Annotated in this window: 18 protein-coding genes and 1 tRNA gene; 14 read left to right on the top strand and 5 right to left on the bottom strand. The window is 55.7% G+C overall.

The genetic code is table 11. The annotated features are described in order from the left end of the window. The first annotated feature begins 182 nt into the window (after window positions 1–182). From H3T90_RS07490 to H3T90_RS07455, 8 genes are all read left to right on the top strand, one after another. Window positions 183–2,585 carry a DUF4855 domain-containing protein gene (locus H3T90_RS07490; protein WP_198230112.1) on the top strand — a complete coding sequence of 801 codons (2,403 nt, stop codon included), beginning with the start codon at window positions 183–185 and terminating at the stop codon, window positions 2,583–2,585. 109 nt (window positions 2,586–2,694) lie between these two features. Next, a complete protein-coding gene (locus tag H3T90_RS07485; protein ID WP_144177422.1) occupies window positions 2,695–3,510 on the top strand; it encodes a GntR family transcriptional regulator in 816 nt (271 codons plus the stop codon). 364 nt (window positions 3,511–3,874) lie between these two features. Beyond that, window positions 3,875–5,140, top strand: coding sequence for an ABC transporter substrate-binding protein (locus H3T90_RS07480; protein WP_186363903.1), 1,266 nt, complete (start codon window positions 3,875–3,877; stop codon window positions 5,138–5,140). Between the two features lie 114 nt (window positions 5,141–5,254). Then, on the top strand, window positions 5,255–6,262 hold the full coding sequence (locus H3T90_RS07475) for a carbohydrate ABC transporter permease (RefSeq protein ID WP_198208307.1): 1,008 nt from the start codon (window positions 5,255–5,257) through the stop codon (window positions 6,260–6,262). Further along, window positions 6,243–7,190, top strand: coding sequence for a carbohydrate ABC transporter permease (locus H3T90_RS07470; RefSeq protein WP_121913841.1), 948 nt, complete (start codon window positions 6,243–6,245; stop codon window positions 7,188–7,190). The genes H3T90_RS07475 and H3T90_RS07470 overlap by 20 nt, the downstream gene beginning before the upstream one ends. Before the next feature lie 79 nt (window positions 7,191–7,269). Further along, window positions 7,270–8,223, top strand: coding sequence for a DUF4434 domain-containing protein (locus H3T90_RS07465; RefSeq protein WP_110425517.1), 954 nt, complete (start codon window positions 7,270–7,272; stop codon window positions 8,221–8,223). A gap of 80 nt (window positions 8,224–8,303) precedes the next feature. Then, complete coding sequence (locus H3T90_RS07460; RefSeq protein ID WP_144177418.1) at window positions 8,304–9,326, top strand: ROK family protein; 1,023 nt, start codon at window positions 8,304–8,306, stop codon at window positions 9,324–9,326. Continuing rightward, window positions 9,323–9,997 carry an N-acetylmannosamine-6-phosphate 2-epimerase gene (locus H3T90_RS07455; RefSeq protein WP_144177416.1) on the top strand — a complete coding sequence of 225 codons (675 nt, stop codon included), beginning with the start codon at window positions 9,323–9,325 and terminating at the stop codon, window positions 9,995–9,997. The genes H3T90_RS07460 and H3T90_RS07455 overlap by 4 nt, the downstream gene beginning before the upstream one ends. A gap of 73 nt (window positions 9,998–10,070) precedes the next feature. Here the strand turns inward: H3T90_RS07455 and H3T90_RS07450 are convergent, their stop codons facing one another. Beyond that, window positions 10,071–10,256: a hypothetical protein gene (locus H3T90_RS07450; RefSeq protein WP_198230111.1), complete on the bottom strand. Its 186-nt coding sequence runs from the start codon at window positions 10,254–10,256 to the stop codon at window positions 10,071–10,073. Between H3T90_RS07450 and H3T90_RS07445 the strand changes: the two genes are divergently transcribed. Beyond that, window positions 10,246–10,392: a hypothetical protein gene (locus tag H3T90_RS07445; protein WP_198230110.1), complete on the top strand. Its 147-nt coding sequence runs from the start codon at window positions 10,246–10,248 to the stop codon at window positions 10,390–10,392. The two genes, H3T90_RS07450 and H3T90_RS07445, sit on opposite strands and share 11 nt — an antisense overlap. Window positions 10,393–10,870: 478 nt before the next feature. Here H3T90_RS07445 and H3T90_RS07440 read toward each other — a convergent pair. The 4 genes from H3T90_RS07440 to H3T90_RS07425 all read right to left on the bottom strand — a co-directional run bounded on the left by H3T90_RS07440 (window position 10,871) and on the right by H3T90_RS07425 (window position 13,051). Further along, window positions 10,871–10,946, bottom strand: a tRNA-His gene (locus H3T90_RS07440). 116 nt (window positions 10,947–11,062) lie between these two features. Further along, window positions 11,063–11,521, bottom strand: coding sequence for an ASCH domain-containing protein (locus tag H3T90_RS07435; RefSeq protein ID WP_144177414.1), 459 nt, complete (start codon window positions 11,519–11,521; stop codon window positions 11,063–11,065). Further along, a complete protein-coding gene (locus tag H3T90_RS07430; RefSeq protein ID WP_144177413.1) occupies window positions 11,511–12,077 on the bottom strand; it encodes a DNA-deoxyinosine glycosylase in 567 nt (188 codons plus the stop codon). Before H3T90_RS07430 ends, H3T90_RS07435 begins: the two co-directional genes overlap by 11 nt. Next, complete coding sequence (locus H3T90_RS07425; protein ID WP_198230109.1) at window positions 12,074–13,051, bottom strand: YwiC-like family protein; 978 nt, start codon at window positions 13,049–13,051, stop codon at window positions 12,074–12,076. Before H3T90_RS07425 ends, H3T90_RS07430 begins: the two co-directional genes overlap by 4 nt. 112 nt (window positions 13,052–13,163) lie before the next feature. Here H3T90_RS07425 and H3T90_RS07420 point away from each other — a divergent pair, with 112 nt between their 5' ends. From H3T90_RS07420 to tuf, 5 genes are all read left to right on the top strand, one after another. Then, window positions 13,164–13,532 (top strand): DUF488 domain-containing protein, encoded by a 369-nt coding sequence (locus H3T90_RS07420; RefSeq protein WP_144177619.1) that lies wholly within the window; start codon window positions 13,164–13,166, stop codon window positions 13,530–13,532. 476 nt (window positions 13,533–14,008) lie between these two features. Then, window positions 14,009–14,380 (top strand): 30S ribosomal protein S12, encoded by a 372-nt coding sequence (gene rpsL, locus H3T90_RS07415; protein WP_015022141.1) that lies wholly within the window; start codon window positions 14,009–14,011, stop codon window positions 14,378–14,380. A gap of 3 nt (window positions 14,381–14,383) precedes the next feature. After that, window positions 14,384–14,854 carry a 30S ribosomal protein S7 gene (rpsG, locus tag H3T90_RS07410; RefSeq protein ID WP_015022140.1) on the top strand — a complete coding sequence of 157 codons (471 nt, stop codon included), beginning with the start codon at window positions 14,384–14,386 and terminating at the stop codon, window positions 14,852–14,854. Between the two features lie 26 nt (window positions 14,855–14,880). Next, window positions 14,881–17,007 (top strand): elongation factor G, encoded by a 2,127-nt coding sequence (gene fusA, locus H3T90_RS07405; RefSeq protein ID WP_046323140.1) that lies wholly within the window; start codon window positions 14,881–14,883, stop codon window positions 17,005–17,007. Between the two features lie 195 nt (window positions 17,008–17,202). Continuing rightward, window positions 17,203–18,402, top strand: coding sequence for an elongation factor Tu (gene tuf / locus H3T90_RS07400; RefSeq protein WP_015022138.1), 1,200 nt, complete (start codon window positions 17,203–17,205; stop codon window positions 18,400–18,402). Window positions 18,403–18,421 lie beyond the last annotated feature (19 nt).

The raw sequence follows: 18,421 nt of genomic DNA, 5'->3' as shown, positions 1-18,421 counted from the left end.
ACCACCAAGCGAGCAGCAGAAACTATGATGTCCCTGATGTGAGTAACAAAACAGCGCGAAACCGTCATTGAGGAGTAACTATGTCGGGAAAAGCTTATCGAACATTTGTTTTTTCCACTGTGGCCCTTATATCTGTTGCTTTCTGTCTACTTGTTGCGATATCTCCCGCTAGGGCTCAAAGCATGTCCAGCGAGCAATCGACAGGGTACCCCAAGCCAGAGGCGGTTGGCTTTCATCATGCGGCGCTGGTATATGCTGATGACCAGTTGGACGAGCGAGCAGTCCTGCCTTTATTTAATCGTGTTGATAACACAGGTAAGCTCATTCCCAGAGCGTCCATGTTCGATGCGGCAGTTTTATTGCGTTTTACGATCAATGGGAAACAAACTGATTATGGTGCAACAACATTGTCGGATTGGCAGACGCTTATCAACCAGTGGTTTAGCACAGGTGGCCCTATTGATACCTTCGAAAAAGCTGCCGAACAAGCAGACTTGGCTGCACAAAATGCTGGAGCTCTTCAGCAATCTCGACGCTCGATTATAGTTATGATGCCGTGGATGAATCCCAGCGTCAACTCTTTCGGCCAAGTAAACGGCTCTGACCGCGATTTGTCGAGGGCCCAAGATCGGCAGGCTGTGGCCCAGTGGTTTGCCAATACAGTGAGTCAACGATTTAGCCAAAAGCGCTATGCACATCTTGCTCTGTGGGGCTTATACAGGATGCGTGAAGATGTTCCTCCTTATGAGCAGCACATAATTGCCAGCGATGCGCAAGGGGTCCATAACAGCGGTCTTAAATATTTGTTTATCCCCTATTACAAAGGATTGGGCTGGCAGTCGTGGAAAGAGTATGGTTTCGACGTTGCTATCATGCAGCCCTCCTATGCCTTCCGCTCACCGCTGGATGGTGGTGAAGTCAACGCATCGAGGTTGCAAGAAACAGCAGTGGCTGCTCAAAAATACGATTTAGGGGTTGAACTTGAATTCCGCGGGTGCAGCCGGTTAGCAACTGAACAAGTTATGGCTATGCAGTATCTAGCAAGCGGTTCTACCTACGGTTACCAGGATGGGGTATCTGCTGCTTTTTTGGGAGAGGGCTTTGGCTCTTGTGGCATCACGACCAGCAGCAATCCATCGCAGCGTTCAGTCTACGATGCATTGGCTGACTACATCTCTGGCAAGCGCATCCCTTCTCCAGATGTAGACATCAAAGCTGTGGAAGCGAAACAATCAGTCGGGCAGAGCGACAATCAAAGAATGTACGTTGCGCGCGAAGTGGATCTGAAAAAGTTCAATAGCATACGCATTGACTTTGCTGAACACCAGCAGTATTGGCAGGGCGAGGTACAACTCCAAGTTCAGACTGCCAACGGTGGATGGAAACAGCTGGCATGGGCCACAAGGCCAAGGGGTGACAGCTTGGCAGACAACATCCAAGGTGTGGTTGTGAGTTTTGATAATACCCGAGTCAACCCCGGCAAGCAGACGATCAGGCTAATACTGACCACGGCCCAACGCTCCCCGCTGAGTAAGCCTCCGATTGTGAGAATGGTAGGAGATCGTTCGCTCGATCCTGTGACTCAGAACGGGCTAGCCAACGCGTATACGGTGGTGGAGTCAGGTAAGCCTAAGCCTGCATCGTATCCAGATAAGACTTCTCATATGCTTCACGATGGCGAAATATCGACCGCAGGCTGGTCTTCTGGGCGAAATGTGGGCTGGAACTCTAATCCGGGAAAAGCAGTAATCAATATCGATTTAGGTAGTGTACATCGGGTAGGAGCTGTAAAAGTCTATACACAGGGTGGAAGTGATGCTGCTGTCAATTGGCCGCTAAATCCTGTAGCTACTTTCTCAAATACTCCTACGCTGATGGATAGCGGTACGGGCAAGTCTCCATTATTGGCGAGCTGGCCTTTTTCGACTCCGCATGTCATCGCAAAGCACGCGCCAGTCGGAGGAGAATCGTTGCCAACAGTGCCTGGCATCTCTTGTTTAACAGCTACCGAGATTACATGTACAAACCAAGATGGATATATCGAAGCCACTGGTACCCCAGTCGAGGCACGTTATATCAATATCGGGTTCTCTACGAATTCTTGGGCTATGCTCTCTGAACTGCAAGTTGTTGATAGCGCTGGCAATCCCATCGATTTTAGCTACCGGTTAGCACGAGCTCCAGGTGATTTAGACAATTATTCGGACGATGGGCTACGTCTTACGGACGGAAGATACACTGATGACTTTGCTTGGAAAGAGATCTCGGGTTGGCCGGCAAACGAAGCTGTTGCACTTCGATTTGATGCCGCTGAACCGATAGATGTTAATACCATTTCTGTCTATACTCTCAATGCTGGGTCCTACGGGATTGTGGCACCCACTACGTTCGCGGCTCAGGTAAAAATTGCGGGTCAGTGGGTGGACGTGCAGGGGCGCCGGGAACAAACGTCATTCGGTTCTGGTGGAGTCCGTCTTGACATTGCCGATTTGCGCTACCATCAAGTTACTGCTGTACGGATTCTTTTACCAGGTGACAGGGCTGGCTGGGCTTGGACGATGATCTCTGAAGTTAAGGTGGAATAAGTGTCTCATGCTTGTAAAGCTCAATCCCTTTATAACTGCGTTATAAGCGCCAAACTATTTCGCATGGCTGTGGGCGGTGTGGCGCCGTTCTGGGAAAGAGGGCGAACAGATGCAGGTAACTGCTGAGGAGCTGTTTTTGGGCAAGAGCGGTTTGTATGGTTCTGATCGGCCTATGGATGACCAAACGTTCAGCGACGATGAAGACCGGCGTGATCAGGAAGATACGCGGCCCAAGTATATGAAGATACGCGATGCTATTTATCGCAAATATATAGCGGGCCGCCCTTCAAACTCGGTGATTCCTCCTGAACGCAAGTTGGCCGAAGAGTTCAAGGCTAGTCGCGTTACGATTCGCAAGGCCATAGGAAAACTCGAAGCAGACAACGTTGTCTACAAGGTGCAAGGCGGCGGTACATATACTGTCGAGCCAGGAATTGTAAAGTCGCTAAAGCTCACTTCGTTTTCTGAAGATATTCGAGCGAGGGGCATGGTTCCATCTTCCCGGGTGCTTTTGCATGAGCGTGCGCAAGCAGATCGGGAAGCTTCTTGGCGTCTCAAAGTATCGCCTGGGGCTGACGTGTACATCTTACGACGCCTGCGCTTGGCTGATGGCGAGCCCATGTGCCTGGAAGAGGTGACCGTCCCGCTTGAATATGTACCGGATATTGAGAAGCAGAATATCACTGGTTCCTTTTATGATGTGTTGCAACACAAATATGGGTTGTTGCCGGTATGGGCAGATCAGGTAGTTTCTCCTGTGGTGCTTGAGCCGGGTGACGTTAAGCTGTTGCAAGTAGCGCCCTACTCGCCGGCTTTGAAAATCGTCCGCGTAACCTTTGATGCCAAGGGAAGACGCATCGAGACGACTACATCTCTCTACAGGGGAGATAAATACATGCTTCATTATGCGGTCAAGCGAGACTGAAGCGACTCCGTAGCGAAATTGTTGTAGACAAATAATTGGTAGATACCAATATTGCATTCCATAGACGAGCCTTCTAGCATAAAAACTGATGGTTACGGAAAGTCAGTTGCTTGAAAGTGCGGTGCTTGCTCTGTGTATCGCAGGGTTAAGGTTGCTGTGTTTTCAGGCCGTCTGACCGGTCTTTTATAGGGTATAACCGGCAAGGGTGCCAAAGTAGTAGTCAGAGAGGATTGATGAATCTTCCGTCTGGTCGAAGGCGGCAATGTCAGTAAACGATACACGTTGACTCCAACGATGATGTTGAAAAAGCGAAGAAAGGTATATACCAATGAAACACGTACACCGTATAGCAAGGAAGCTAGCAGTGGTCGCTGTGGCTACCCTGGCGAGTGTCTCCCTAGCAGGATGCGCTGGCTTTGGGCCTACCAACACGACCGGCACAGACAAGGAGGGGAAGGTCACCGTACGATTCTCGTACTTGTGGACGGGCGACGAAGCGAAAGCCGTTGAGAAGATCATCAAGGATTTCAACGCTTCTCAGAGCAAGATATCAGTCAAAGGAACTTCGTCTGCAGATCAGCAGGCACAGGTGCTGTCGATGCAGGGCAAAAACCCTCAGTTTGATATTTCCAACACAGGCAATTCGCAGATTGTCGATTGGGCGAACAGCGGCGTGCTCTTGGGGCTGGACGACTATATTAAAGCTGACAAGTACGATACTTCCGACTTCCTTCCAGCCGCAATCAAAAATAATTCCTTTGATTCCAAGCTCTACGCTCTACCCGTGGCAGCGAATATCTATCAGTTGCTGTACAACAAGGACGAGCTCAAAGAGGCTGGCATTACCAACCCTCCCGAGACGTTCGACGATTTTGCTAAAGTCATCGACACAGTTAGTAAGCTCAACGGAGACAAGGTCGAGCGGTTGGGCACCAACTCTTCGGTGGACCTGCAGCTGCTCGTCCAGGCCTATGGGGGCAGTTGGTACACCGAGGACGGCAAGGCTTCGCCAACCAACCCACGCAATATAGAGGCGTTGAACTGGTGGGTTGAGCATGTAATCAAGAAGTTCGGCGCTAAAAACCTGCAAGACTTCCAGTCGGGTTTCGGTGAGTACGGCACGGCTCAATACCCCTTCTACACCGGGCAAATTGCGACTCTGATTGACGGCAACTGGCAGTCGGCGTTCATCCGTCGCCTGGCACCGAAGCTCAACTGGGGGGCCGCAGCTCTGCCATATCCTGCAGATAAGCCAGAGCTCAAGGGCACTACACGTTTGGACCTGTCCAACTTGTTCATCCCGAAGAACTCCGCTCACCCCAAGGAAGCTTGGGAGTTCATGAAGTATTTCCTAGGCAAAAAGCCGATGCTTGAGTTTACACATACGTTGGCTAACTTGCCTGGACGTACTTCGTTACTCAGCGACACAACATATTCTGATTTGCCGAACTTCGACGTGTTCCTGGCGGCTGCTAAGTCAAAGTTAGCCGTGCCGAGTTATTCCACTAAGTTCAGCACTCAATATGGGCAGGATCTCTCTGCGGCCTTTACACAGATTCAGGCTGGACAGGCGAGCCCAGAGCAGGCTATGCAGTCGGTGGCGGAAAAGGCCAAAGCCTACAAGCAATAGGAAACAGACGGGTGGAATGGTCCCATAAACTATTTTGCTCTAGATCGACTCCGCAAGCTGTTCAAACAGTGATCTTGCAGCCTGCGGAGTCTCACACGAGGAGGTGTGATATTCGTGTCAGACGCACAGATTTCAGCGGGTGTAGCCCACAACGCTCAGGCGCAGCGCAACTCCAGTGCGATTACCCGGGGAGGCCGACAAGGCAAGGCCGGCAAACCAAAAGGGAGCAGCAAGAATGAGAGGCGCTACGGTTTGGGCTTCGCTATGCCTTTCCTCATCGGTTTAGTGCTGTTTACTATCGGACCGATGATTGCGTCGTTGTACTACTCGTTTACCGATTTCAATATTATGACGGCGCCCAAATGGGTGGGTATGCACAACTACCAATCGGTTTTTGCCGACCCTCGTTTTTATAAGTCCCTGGAAAACACGGCTTACCTGACGTTCATCGGCGTGCCCCTGGGCCTCGCATTTGCACTGGGTGTGGCCCTGATCCTGAACCTGAAGGAGGCGCCGGCCCGAGGACTCGCCCGTGCTCTCTCGTACATCCCGGCCATCATTCCTTCCGCCGTAGTGGCCTACCTGTGGCGCTGGATGTTCAATGGCAAGTATGGCCTGATCAATGTGGTGTTGACCAAACTAGGCATACCGGCACCCAACTGGCTGCTCGATCCGGCTTGGACACGGCCCGCTGTTATTTTGATCTCCTTGTGGACCGTAGGTGGCACCACGGTGATTTATCTGGCTGCCCTGCGTGATGTGCCTCGTGAGCTGATGGAGGCCGCGGCGTTAGATGGCTGCGGCGTACTGCGTCGTTTTCGTTACGTCACGCTACCGGCTATAGCTCCCGTCACGGTCTTTCAGCTGATTGCGGGCTTGCTGGGAGGTCTGCAGAACTTCACAATCCCATATTTACTGGGTTCGGGTGGTTTCAACATGTCTACCGGAGGGCCAGATGAAACCTGGCTCACGTACGCGGTCTACCTGTATCAGAACGCGTTCTCCTACTTCAAGATGGGGTATGCTTCGGCGCTGGCGTGGATCCTCTTCATTATTGCTTTGATTCTCACCGCCGTTATTCTCCGACTGTCGAAAGGTGTAGATGAAGATGCTGCACACTAAATCAAGCATGGCTGTTCCTCGGACAGTGTTGTTCCGCTCAACGCCCTCGAGCAAGACCAGCAAACAACGGGTAGAGCTGCCCGGCGTGCACCACAAGGATTGGAACAGTCGGAGCCTGCGCTCCTACCGCACACGGTTCCTCAGTTTGGTGGGGATCGTCGGCGTGCTTCTGCTCTTCGGTATTCCACTGGTGGTCATGGTGGCGACTTCGTTGACCCCAGCACGTGAAGTAGGGGCGTCGGTCTTTCCCAAGACGCTCGATTTTTCTAACTATGGCGCTGCCTTCGCTCAGGCTCCCTTGCTGAAATACTTCGGCAATACGCTTATTTTGGTGGCTTTCAATGTGGGCGCGACGTTGCTCACCTGCCCGATTGTGGCCTATTCGCTTTCGAAGTTGCGTTGGAGAGGGCGCAATCTAGTGCTCCTGCTGGTGCTTTCCACGATGATGCTGCCCTCGCAGGTCACGCTGGTACCGGTCTATATTATGTGGGATCAGCTCAACTTAGTGGGTACCTTCTGGCCGCTCATTATCCCGCAGTTCTTCGGCTCCTCCTTCTATATTTACATGCTTCGCCAGTTCTTCCTCGGCATTCCTATGGAATATATCGAGGCGGCCCGTGTGGATGGGGCAGGGGAGTTTAGGATTCTTTTCCGTATCGTCATGCCGATGGCGAAGCCGGCACTGATTACGGTAGGGCTCTTCCAATTCGTGGGCACTTGGACCGACTTTATGGGGCCGCTCATCTACCTGCGCGATCAAGACCTCTACACCATTTCCATGGGTATGTATTCGTTCTTCTCCTCGCACGGTACCGACTGGGCTCCGCTCATGGCGGCCTGCACAATGTTCACTATTCCGACGTTCATTATCTTCCTCATTGGCCAGCGTTACTTTGTTGAAGGCGCTTCGTTGGGAGGTCTCAAATAGGTTAGACATTATACTTGCCGGATCTTTTTACCCAAATAAAGCACAGTAATTAATAATTCTATTTATATTGGAGTTTCTCATGACAGAACCGCTACGTATCACCGGAACATTCCTAGATGAGGTGACGGCAGACATTGCCGGTCACAACTGGGGAGTCAAAGAGTGGACGCAGGAGTTTGACACCTATGTCGAAGCGGGTATCGACACGGTTATTCTCATCCGCTCGGGTTGGGGTCCTCGGCTCTCGCACCCCTCGAAGGTTATCTCGGCTCAAGTGAAGACCATACCGGTGTATATGGATATGCCCGAGCTCTTTTTGAGCTTGGCCGACGAGCGCAACATCAAGTTTTACTTCGGCCTGTACGACTCTGGAGTGTACTGGAATCGCAACGATTGGAAGGGTGAAGTAGAGGTCAATCGCGACTATATTCCCGAAGTGTGGCATCGCTATGGTTCCCACAAGTCATTTGCTGGCTGGTATCTACCTCATGAGACCTACGACTCGGGTCAGCGCATTATTGAGCTCAATACATCGCTTGCTAAACTCTGCCGGCAGACGCAGGACCTGCCTATTCTCTCGTCGCCGTATTGGCTGGGCAGGTATGACATGAGCTTAGGATACTCTCTGCCTGCGCCCTCGCCACGGTCGCTCAAGGAAATCGTGACCCAGTGGGATGAGATTTTCAAGGCATACTCGGGCCTGATTGATGTAGCCGCTTTCCAGGACGGTACGGTATACGAGCTTGAGCTGCCTGAGACACTGAGTGCCATGCGGGAGCTGACGGATAAATACGGTCTCTCCCTGTGGTCGAATGTGGAGACGTTCGATCGCGATATGCCTATCAAATTCCCTCCGATTGAGTGGCGCAAGCTGGTGCACAAGTTAACTTCGGCAGAGGGAATAGTCGACAAAGCAATTACGTTTGAATTCTCCCACTTCTTGTCGCCTCACTCCATGTGGCCGTCGGCAAGACATCTGTTCGACCGTTACCAGGAGTATTTGCACGGTGAGCACCGTGCATTGGATCAGTGAGTCTTATTGCTGGTTTGGACGTAGTCGATAGGAAGGCAAGCGTGGTTCAAGCTGTTGTGAGCAAAGGAGTCACCGCAGACATGGACGAACTTCATCGAGTAGTAGTTGCGGTCGATATTGGAGGTACTAAAATTGCTTCGGCTCTTGTCGAAGTCAATGAGTCGAAACCAGTGATACTGCCTGACACCCAGCACTCCATACCTACGCAAGCCGCTCAGGGTGGTGAGCATGTACTCAATCGGGTAGCCCAGGAGGTGCGAACTTTATGTGACAGAGCTCATAGCTGGCCTAATGGTGAATTGGCAGTAGTGGGTTTGGCTGTGGCGAGCCCCGGCTGTGTGGATTTCTCTGGGCGCATCGTGTCGGCGACCGATATCCTACCAGGCTGGACAGGCCTGGCACTGAGGTCTCGGCTGGAGCAGTTGAGCGGGCTACGCGTCTATGCCTTGGGTGATGCTCTTGCGCACACGTTTGGAGAAGTGCGATGGGGGGCCGCGCAAGGGTATGACTCGGCTTTGCTTGTAGCTATCGGGACGGGTATTGGCGGTGGTGTCAGCATTGATGGCAAATTGCTACACGGCTCTCACTCTGCGGGAGGCCACGTGGGTCACATCGGTCACCCGGCAGCTGCTGATGTAGTGTGCTCTTGCGGACACCACGGCCACATTGAGCCTCTTGCCTCAGGGCCAGGTCTTGAACACGTATATGTTCAGCTGGGCGGTGCTCCGGCAGAAAATCCTTGTGACGGAGCACAGATTGCGGCTCGAGCTCGGCAAGGTGACCCTCTGGCTCGCCAAGCCCTTGAACAAGTCGGGCAATGCTTAGGCAGTGCTTTAGGCAATCTCGCGAATGTGCTCGACCCGGCTGTCATTGTGTTATCTGGATCGGTCGCTCAAGCGGGAACACTTTGGCTGAAAGCCGTGCGAAAAGGTTATGCCGAGCAAGCGATAGTGCCGGTTGCCTCAACCCAGCTCGTGCTTGGAGATCTCGGTGATGACGCACCGCTGATAGGGGCGGCAGAAGCCTTTTTGGAAGGCTTCGGTATGTGCGGCAGGGCACGCGGCGTGTGGATTGACGCTGACGATGACAGGAGAATCCCATGAAAAAAGTAGTAGAACGATTGCACGATCAACTTATTGTGAGCTGCCAAGCGTATCCAGGTGAAGCTATGCGACACCCGGAGACTATGGCTCAAATCGCGTTTTCTGCTCAAGCTGGGGGAGCTGGCGGTATTCGCTGTCAGGGACTTTCGGATATTTCCGCAATCAAAGGAACGGTCAGTGTGCCCGTGATAGGTCTGTGGAAGGAGGGAGATACCGGCGTATATATCACGCCCACGTTGCGGCACGCGAGGTGCTGCATGGCTGCGGGAGCCGATATTGTGGCTCTCGATGCCACAGATAGGCCACGACCGGATGGGCTGAGCCTGGCGGAAACAGTGCAAATACTGCATTCAGAAGGTGCGGTGCTGATGGCTGACTGCAGCTGTTTGGACGATGCTCGACGGGCGAGGGATCTGGGTTTCGATATCGTATCTCCTACGCTCGCTGGGTACACCGCGGCGCGGCAAAAGACCGATGGGCCAGACTATGAGCTTATTGAGGAGATGGTCTCCAATATTAGCGATATCCCTGTGATCTGTGAGGGGAGGGTGCATACGCCCGAGCAGGCTCAGCGTGTTAAGAGCTTAGGCGTGTGGGCAGTAGTAGTGGGCACGGCCATCACTCACCCGCAGACGATCACCTCATGGTTCGTTCAAGCCTTGCAAGAATAGGCTTGCTTGGAGTAGGTGAGGGCCCAGACCAGCGCAGGTGAACCGGGCCCTCAATAGAGCGGCGATTGGCGAATTATTGCAACTCCTTGCGGCTGATGAGGAGGGCGGAGCCTGGCGTGGTGAGCGCCAGGACAATAAGGGATACGCCGATGTAAGGCCAGATTTGGTCGATGCTCATTGTGGAGAGGGTGATGCTCTCGGCAACGGTGACGGAATCCACGTATTTGAGCCAAGTCCAGTGAGTGAATATGGTCGGCATGGATATCGCTAAGGGTCAGGTGATGAAGATGGCAGGAATAATGGTCGAATTAATAGCCACTTACACGATAATGCCCAAGATGAAAATAACAGAGATAAAGAAAGCAATAGCCGCCGTCACCACTAAGGCATTGTAGACGAGCTTACCTGCCCTCTCGTCTAGGCCGCGCCCTGCGATCAGACTGGCCACCGCTGACGCGAGGTAGTAAACCAGAACGAGAGCGAAGAGGTCAACAAGCATGACCACACAAGCATGACCACATACTTGGTTCCGATAAACTGCAGGCCTGAGATGAGCGTATTCTTATAAGTTTTTAGGAGAATTAGTAGCCGATAACGATTACGAATACTGCGACCCGGGGCAACAAGCCGGACTAAGCCGACAGGGCCGCGAGCGCCTAAGAGCCATTTGCCAGCAGATCAGAGCCGGTCTCGCCGCAATACGCTACGGGGTTACGAAGAGGACAGCAAGGCAGATCGAGCGCAGGTACCGGGCGAGTCGCCAATCTCGTTTTGGTGATTTTGGGTCACATATGGGTCACACATCCTGGTGTCGATGGTGTTTTCCGGAATTTAATAAACCCCTGCTTCCGAATTGGAAATAGGGGTTTGAGGTGGGGTGGCTAACGCGGCTCGAACGCGCGACCTCCTGAACCACAATCAGGTGCTCTACCGACTGAGCTATAGCCACCATGGTGAACCGACCCGCATCACGGATCAGTGCAACAGATGAAACTATACACGATGGTATGACATGGCACGCCGGTGAAGTGTTAACCATAAGGGCCCTGCTTTGCCTTTGAGCCCTTAGTTTATGACTATGGTCTCTACATGAAAGGTTTCCAGCACCACCAGAGTCCGGTCATCGCCGGTGAAGTCCGGATCATCCAGCGCCTGTCGCATGTTCTCTGAGGTCCAGAAGGACTCATGAGCCTCGCGCCACTCCGCAAGACTTTTATAGCCCTCTCTTTCGTTCAGAACATGCTGCCATGCGACCACGCCCAGTCGGGTTACGCTCACCGACGCATATCTAAGAACGGCAACTGGCTGGTTATCTGAGTTCACCAGAATCGTTCGTCGGCCGGAGGAGGGGAGTGGTTCATGATCGTGGATGAACTCTTCCATAAGGCTGGTCGTGGTAGTTTTGCGCCCATCCAGAATTGCTTCCACCAGGCGGTCGCGTTCTGGACCAGGGAAGGCGAATTCATCCTTGGGAAGATTCCCAACATCTCGGGCTTTGACTGTCGGTATTTGTCTATTTGCCATAATCGATGTGATTGTTTGGTTTTCTTGGTTCTGCTTCGTCGAGCGCTTTTCTGATGGGCTGGTAGGCCTTGACCAGATCAGCCAGACTCATGGCGGCATTGGCGGGGCTGGTGGACGGTAGATTGATCATCGTCAGTCGATGCCCCTTCTCCTGCAGGTTCGGCAGGCAGTAGCGACGGTAAAGCTGGCCGGCCTTGCGTCCTGTAGTGAATATGGTGCCGATGGGCGCACGGTCCAGCAAACTGGCGATGTCGGTAGGCACTACATTGGTGATTGAAGCGTCGGATGCACCGTGGATGTCGCATTCCTGGATGACATCCCAGAGTGCTATGCGGTGTTTGAGCGCGAACTCGGCGCGGTCAGCCAGATTGTCCGGAACAGGCTGGTCGAACAGCGCGGCCAGTACGGGCCAGAAGCGGTTGCGCGGAAACATGTAGTAGAAGCCAGCCTCGCGCGAACTCGGGCTGGGAATGGATCCAAGGATTAACACACGGGATCGGTCATTCCAGACAGGCCCGAATCCGTGGGTGACATGTGTGGTCGAAGCTGCAGTCATGCGCCGAGCAGGCTAGTCAGAGACGCAGTCATCACGTCAGCCTGCGCAATCACCAGAATGAAAACCAACAGGCTGGTTGCGCATTCAACCAGGCCCACATACAGAATGGGAATGCGGCGCCGATGAGAGATGGCAGGCAGCAGGGCCGCACGCACCAGCAGAACCAGGGCCGTCAACAGAGGCCACCATCCTGCGGTGCGTACCATGGCGACTCCCATCAGGCAGAGGGCCAGGTTCCATGCCAGCGAAAGCAGGTAGCACCAGGTCTTGCCGCGCTCGCGGATCATGGTTTTGACGAAGATGACCGACCCGAACTGGGTCACAGCGAAGACAGCCGCGCTGACCACTCCGATCGATGGCAGGGCGGCGCTTGGGAAAAATCCGCTGGCGAAGCAGTCCACAGCAGGATTCGGCTGGCATCCGAAGTAGCCGGCGCTGGAGCTTTCCAGACCCGGTTCCGGCTTCTGGAATCGTGACCCTAGCGAGACGGCGACCAAACAGAGCGTGCAGGCCGCGATCACGACTACCGTATCGTTCCACCATGAGCGCTCCGTGCGCATCCACGCGGCAGCAAAGTTCAGCGCGCCCAGCACCAGGTAGAGCGGGGCCCATCGCAGGAGCCCAGGGGTGCCGACCAATAGGATCAGCCCAGTCACAGCCATGAGCAGGGCATATCCCAGAGCTGGTGGCGCGAATCTGGCAGCTCGGTGCGAAACCATCCACCGCGAGCCGGTGAACTCAAAGCAGTAGCAGAAGGCCCAGGCGACCATGAGCAGCAGGCTTCTCCAGGTCGGGCCTCCAATCAGCAGACCGGCCAGGCCCGGCATCAAGGCCATGGCCCAGCCGCCAATCTGGTCGGGTATCCATAAGCGTCGCCACTGTCGTCCCTTGGACCCTGGTCCAGTCGATTTTGCCGGTTTGCTGCCCTTTGATTCGGCGGCCTTGCCCCTGTCTGCGTCTGTATGCATGTTCATCAGCCTACGCCCCTGTATGGCTGTCACTGCCTCTTCCGTAATGCCGATTCGGTCAATATCATGGTTGAAGGGGTGGTGAATCATACGGGTCCCTGGTTTCAGGAGGCAGATGATGGGTCAGGTGGATATCAAACGCGTATACGAGCAGGCCGCTGACGGGGACGGGGTCCGCATCCTGGTCGACAGACTCTGGCCACGCGGCGTCAGCAAGGAGCGGGCAGCATTGTCCGGGTGGCTCAAGGACGTGGCACCCAGTCCGGACCTGCGGCGCTGGTGGCACCATGATCCGGACCGCTTTGATGACTTCGCACGCCGCTACCGCACTGAGCTGGACGACAACCCCGCCTTGGGGGATCTGCTGAGCATCGTGCGCGAACATGATCGGACGACACTGGTCTATGCGGCCAAGGATCCAGCCGTCAACCATGCCCTGATCCTGCGCGACTACATTCGCCAGGCTCTTGAGAAAGAAGACAAGTAGACGCTGGCTTTGATGTTTCTGGCGTTAATATTTACGGGTCGGGATATGTATTTCTGATACCTCTATATGTGTATATGTAGGAATCCGTTATAGGTGGGTACCGCATTGTAGGTGTCTGTAAATATAAGGTATGAAATATAAGGTATGCGCAAGGGCCTTCCCATTAACGGAACCGGTGCGCTATCGCAGTAGGCGAAGCCTAGAGCATACTTCCAAGTGCTAGACGTGGTCATGTCTGCGCCGGTGATATACTTTTCAACGTGTGTGCCGGCAGCACGCCTTATGTCACAGGTGAGCTTGTCGGGATATCCCCGAATCCGAAGAATGCAGGCAGCAATGCCCTGCAGGAGGATCAGGGGCCATCGGGCCGGTGGACAGTGGCTGATCTCTCCTCCTAGGAGCGACTGCGGCTGCGGTGCGGCGGTCTCGCAGTGCAAAACGAAGACAAGTTCATCGAAGGAATCGGAGAGAGTCAGTTGCCAACAATTGAACAGCTCGTCCGCAAAGGGCGCAAGGCCAAGCCTCGCAAGTCGAAGACTTTGGCACTCAAGGGCAGCCCGCTGCGTCGCGGCGTGTGCACCCGTGTTTACACCACCACCCCCAAGAAGCCGAATTCGGCTCTGCGTAAGGTTGCCCGTGTCCGTCTGAGCTCCGGCATCGAGGTTTCCGCCTACATCCCCGGCGAGGGCCACAACCTGCAGGAGCATTCCATCGTGCTGGTGCGCGGCGGACGTGTCAAGGACCTGCCCGGCGTGCGCTACCACATCGTGCGCGGTGCGCTGGATACCCAGGGAGTCAAGGATCGCAAGCAGGGCCGTTCCCTGTACGGAGCAAAGAAGGCCAAGTAACACATGTCACGCAAAGGACCAGCCAAAAAGCACCAGCTCCTGCCCGATCCCATCTACGGTTCCACCGTGGTGGCCCAGCTGATCAACAAGATCCTGCTGGACGGCAAGAAGTCCATCGCCGAGAACATCGTCTACACCGCCCTGGAGCAGGTCAAGGAGAAGACCGACCAGGAGCCTGTGGCCGTGCTCAAGCGCGCCCTGGACAACATTCGTCCCAGCCTGGAGGTCCGCAGCCGTCGTGTCGGCGGCGCCACCTATCAGGTCCCCGTCGAGGTCAAGCCGAACCGCGCCAATACGCTCTCGTTGCGGTGGCTGACCGATTACAGCCGCGCCCGTCGTGAGAAGACCATGTCGGAGCGACTGGCCAACGAGATCCTTGATGCCTCCAACGGCCTGGGTGCTGCGGTCAAGCGCCGCGAGGACACCCACAAGATGGCCGAGGCCAACAAGGCGTTCGCCCACTATCGCTGGTAATCCCAAGAGAGCGAGAACAAGGAATTATGGCACAAGACGTGCTCACGGACCTGACCAAGGTCCGCAACATCGGCATCATGGCCCACATCGATGCCGGCAAGACAACGACGACCGAGCGTATCCTCTACTACACCGGCGTCAACTACAAGATTGGCGAGACTCACGACGGCGCCTCCACCATGGACTGGATGGACCAGGAGAAGGAACGTGGCATCACGATCACCTCCGCCGCCATCACGGCCTTCTGGAACCGTCAGTCCCACGATCCTGAGGATCGCTACCAGATCAACATCATCGACACCCCAGGCCACGTGGACTTCACCGCCGAGGTGGAGCGCTCCCTGCGTGTGCTCGATGGCGCTGTGGCGGTGTTCGACGGCAAGGAGGGCGTGGAGCCCCAGTCCGAGACCGTCTGGCGTCAGGCCGACAAGTATGGCGTGCCCCGCATCTGCTTCATCAACAAAATGGACAAGCTGGGTGCCGACTTCTACTATTCGGTGGACACCATCAAGGACAAGCTGGGCGTCAAGCCGCTGGTCATGCAGCTGCCTATCGGCGCTGAGAGCGACTTCCACGGCGTGGTCGACCTGGTGCGCATGGTGGCCTACTACTGGAAGGACGAGGCCGACCTGGGCGCCAAGTACGACACCATCGACATCCCCGACGATCTCAAGGACAAGGCCGAGCAGTACCACACCGAGCTGCTCGAGGCTGTGGCCGAGTCGGACGAGGACCTGCTGGAGAAGTACCTGGGCGGCGAGGAGATCTCCCAGCAGGAGATTCGCACCGCTGTGCGCAAGATGACCATCGAGCAGTCGGCCTTCCCGGTCTTCTGCGGATCCGCATTCAAGGACAAGGGCGTGCAGCCCATGCTGGACGCGGTCGTGGACTACCTGCCCAGTCCCGAGGATGTGCCGGCCATCAAGGGTTATAAGATCGGCGACGAGTCCGTCGAGATTGACCGCAAGCCCACTGTGGACGAGCCCTTCTCGGCCCTGGCCTTCAAGGTGGCCACTCACCCCTTCTACGGCAAGCTGATCTACGTGCGCGTCTATTCCGGCAAGGTGGCCCAGGGCGATACCGTCCTGGACTCCACCAAGGACAAGAAGGAGCGCGTCGGCAAGCTCTTCCAGATGCACTCCAACAAGGAGAATCCGGTCGACGAGGCCATTGCCGGCAACATCTACGCCTTCGTCGGGCTCAAGAGCGTCACCACCGGTGACACCCTGTGTGACGAAAAGGAACCGGTGGTGCTGGAATCCATGACCTTCCCCGATCCTGTGATCGAGGTGGCCGTGGAGCCCAAGACCAAGGCCGACCAGGAGAAGATGGGCATCGCCCTGCAGAAGCTTTCCGAGGAGGATCCCACCTTCCAGGTCAAGACGGATGAAGAGTCCGGCCAGACCCTGATCTCCGGCATGGGCGAGCTCCAGCTGGACATCCTGGTGGATCGTATGCGCCGCGAGTTCCACGTGGAGTGCAACGTGGGCAAGCCCCAGGTGGCTTACCGCGAGACCATCCGCAAGCCCGTCATGAACCAGGAGTACACCCACAAGAAGCAGACCGGCGGTTCCGGCCAGTTCGCCAAGGTGCTCATGAACTTCGAGCCCCTGGACACTTCCGAGGGCGAGTCCTACATCTTCGAAAACAAGGTCACCGGCGGCCACATTACCAAGGAGTTCATCCCTTCGGTCGATGCGGGTGTGCAGGAGGCCATGGAGTCCGGCGTGCTGGCAGGTTTCCCGGTCGTGGGCGTCAAGGCGACCCTGACCGATGGCCAGATCCACGAGGTCGACTCCTCGGAGATGGCCTTCAAGATCGCTGGTTCCATGTGCTTCAAGGAGGCCGCTCCCAAGGCCAAGCCCGTTATCCTCGAGCCCATAATGGCTGTCGAGGTCCGTACTCCCGAGGAGTACATGGGCGACGTCATGGGAGACATCAACTCCCGTCGTGGTTCCATTCAGTCCATGACCGACGCCACCGGCGTCAAGGTCATCGATGCCAAGGTGCCCCTGTCGGAGATGTTCGGTTACATTGGCGACCTCAGGTCCAAGACCCAGGGACGCGCCATGTTCACCATGCAGATGGACTCCTATGCTGAGGTTCCCAAGACCGTCAGCGACGAGATCATCAAGGCCCAGCGAGGCGAGTAATGCCGGTCCGGTCCGCCGTCACGGCGGACCGCCGCCAAAATGCTCTTCTGTCACAAGTCGGCGTTACACTCTTGTAGCGCTGACTGGGCGGAGGGCAGAAGTGGCAAAGAACCCGATAACCCAGTAATATGTAGCGAGTGCTCTGTGCGTGGTTCGCGCAGGCAACCTACGAGACGTCCAGGAGGACAAAACACAATGGCAAAGGAAAAGTACGAGCGGACCAAGCCGCACGTTAACATTGGCACCATCGGCCACGTCGATCACGGCAAGACCACCCTGACCGCGGCCATCTCCAAGGTGCTGCATGAGGAGTACCCGGACGTCAACCCCGAGTACGATTTCGCTCAGATCGACGCTGCTCCTGAGGAGAAGGAGCGCGGCATCACCATCAACATCGCGCACATCGAGTACCAGACCGCCAAGCGCCATTACGCACACGTGGACTGCCCCGGACACGCCGACTTCGTCAAGAACATGATCACCGGCGCTGCTCAGATGGATGGCGCCATCCTGGTGGTCGCCGCCACCGACGGCCCCATGGCCCAGACTCGTGAGCACGTGTTGCTGGCCCGCCAGGTCGGCGTGCCGAAGATCCTGGTCGCCCTGAACAAGTGCGACATGGTCGACGACGAAGAGCTGATCGAGCTGGTCGAGGAGGAAGTCCGCGATCTGCTGGACGAGAACGGCTTCGACCGTGATTGCCCCGTCATCCGCACCTCCGCCTACGGCGCCCTGCATGACGATGCCCCTGACCACGACAAGTGGGTTCAGACCATCAAGGACCTCATGGATGCTGTCGACGACTACATCCCCACCCCGGTCCACGACCTGGACAAGCCCTTCCTGATGCCCATCGAGGATGTCTTCACCATCTCCGGCCGCGGCACTGTGGTGACCGGCCGTGTCGAGCGCGGCAAGCTGCCCGTGAACACCAACGTGGAGATTGTCGGTCTGCGGGACACCCAGTCCACCACCGTCACCTCCATCGAGACCTTCCACAAGCAGATGGACGAGGCTGAGGCCGGCGACAACACCGGTCTGCTGCTGCGCGGCATCGGTCGTGAGGACGTCGAGCGCGGTCAGGTTGTTGCTGCTCCCGGCACCGTGACCCCTCACCACAAGTTCGAGGGCGAGGTCTACGTGCTGACCAAGGACGAGGGTGGACGCCACTCGCCGTTCTTCTCCAACTACCGTCCGCAGTTCTACTTCCGGACCACCGACGTCACCGGTGTCATCACCCTGCCCGAGGGCGTGGAGATGGTTCAGCCCGGCGATCACGCCACCTTCTCCGTCGAGCTGATTCAGCCCGTCGCCATGGAGGAGGGCCTGACCTTCGCTGTTCGTGAAGGCGGCCACACGGTCGGCTCAGGTCGAGTCACCAAGATCATCGAGTAGGATTGCCTGTCGCTTATTG

It is taken from the genome of Bifidobacterium polysaccharolyticum, from assembly GCF_016101585.1.
Classification (GTDB): Bacteria; Actinomycetota; Actinomycetes; order Actinomycetales; family Bifidobacteriaceae; genus Bombiscardovia; species Bombiscardovia polysaccharolytica.
This window is presented reverse-complemented; position numbering and strand designations above follow the sequence as displayed.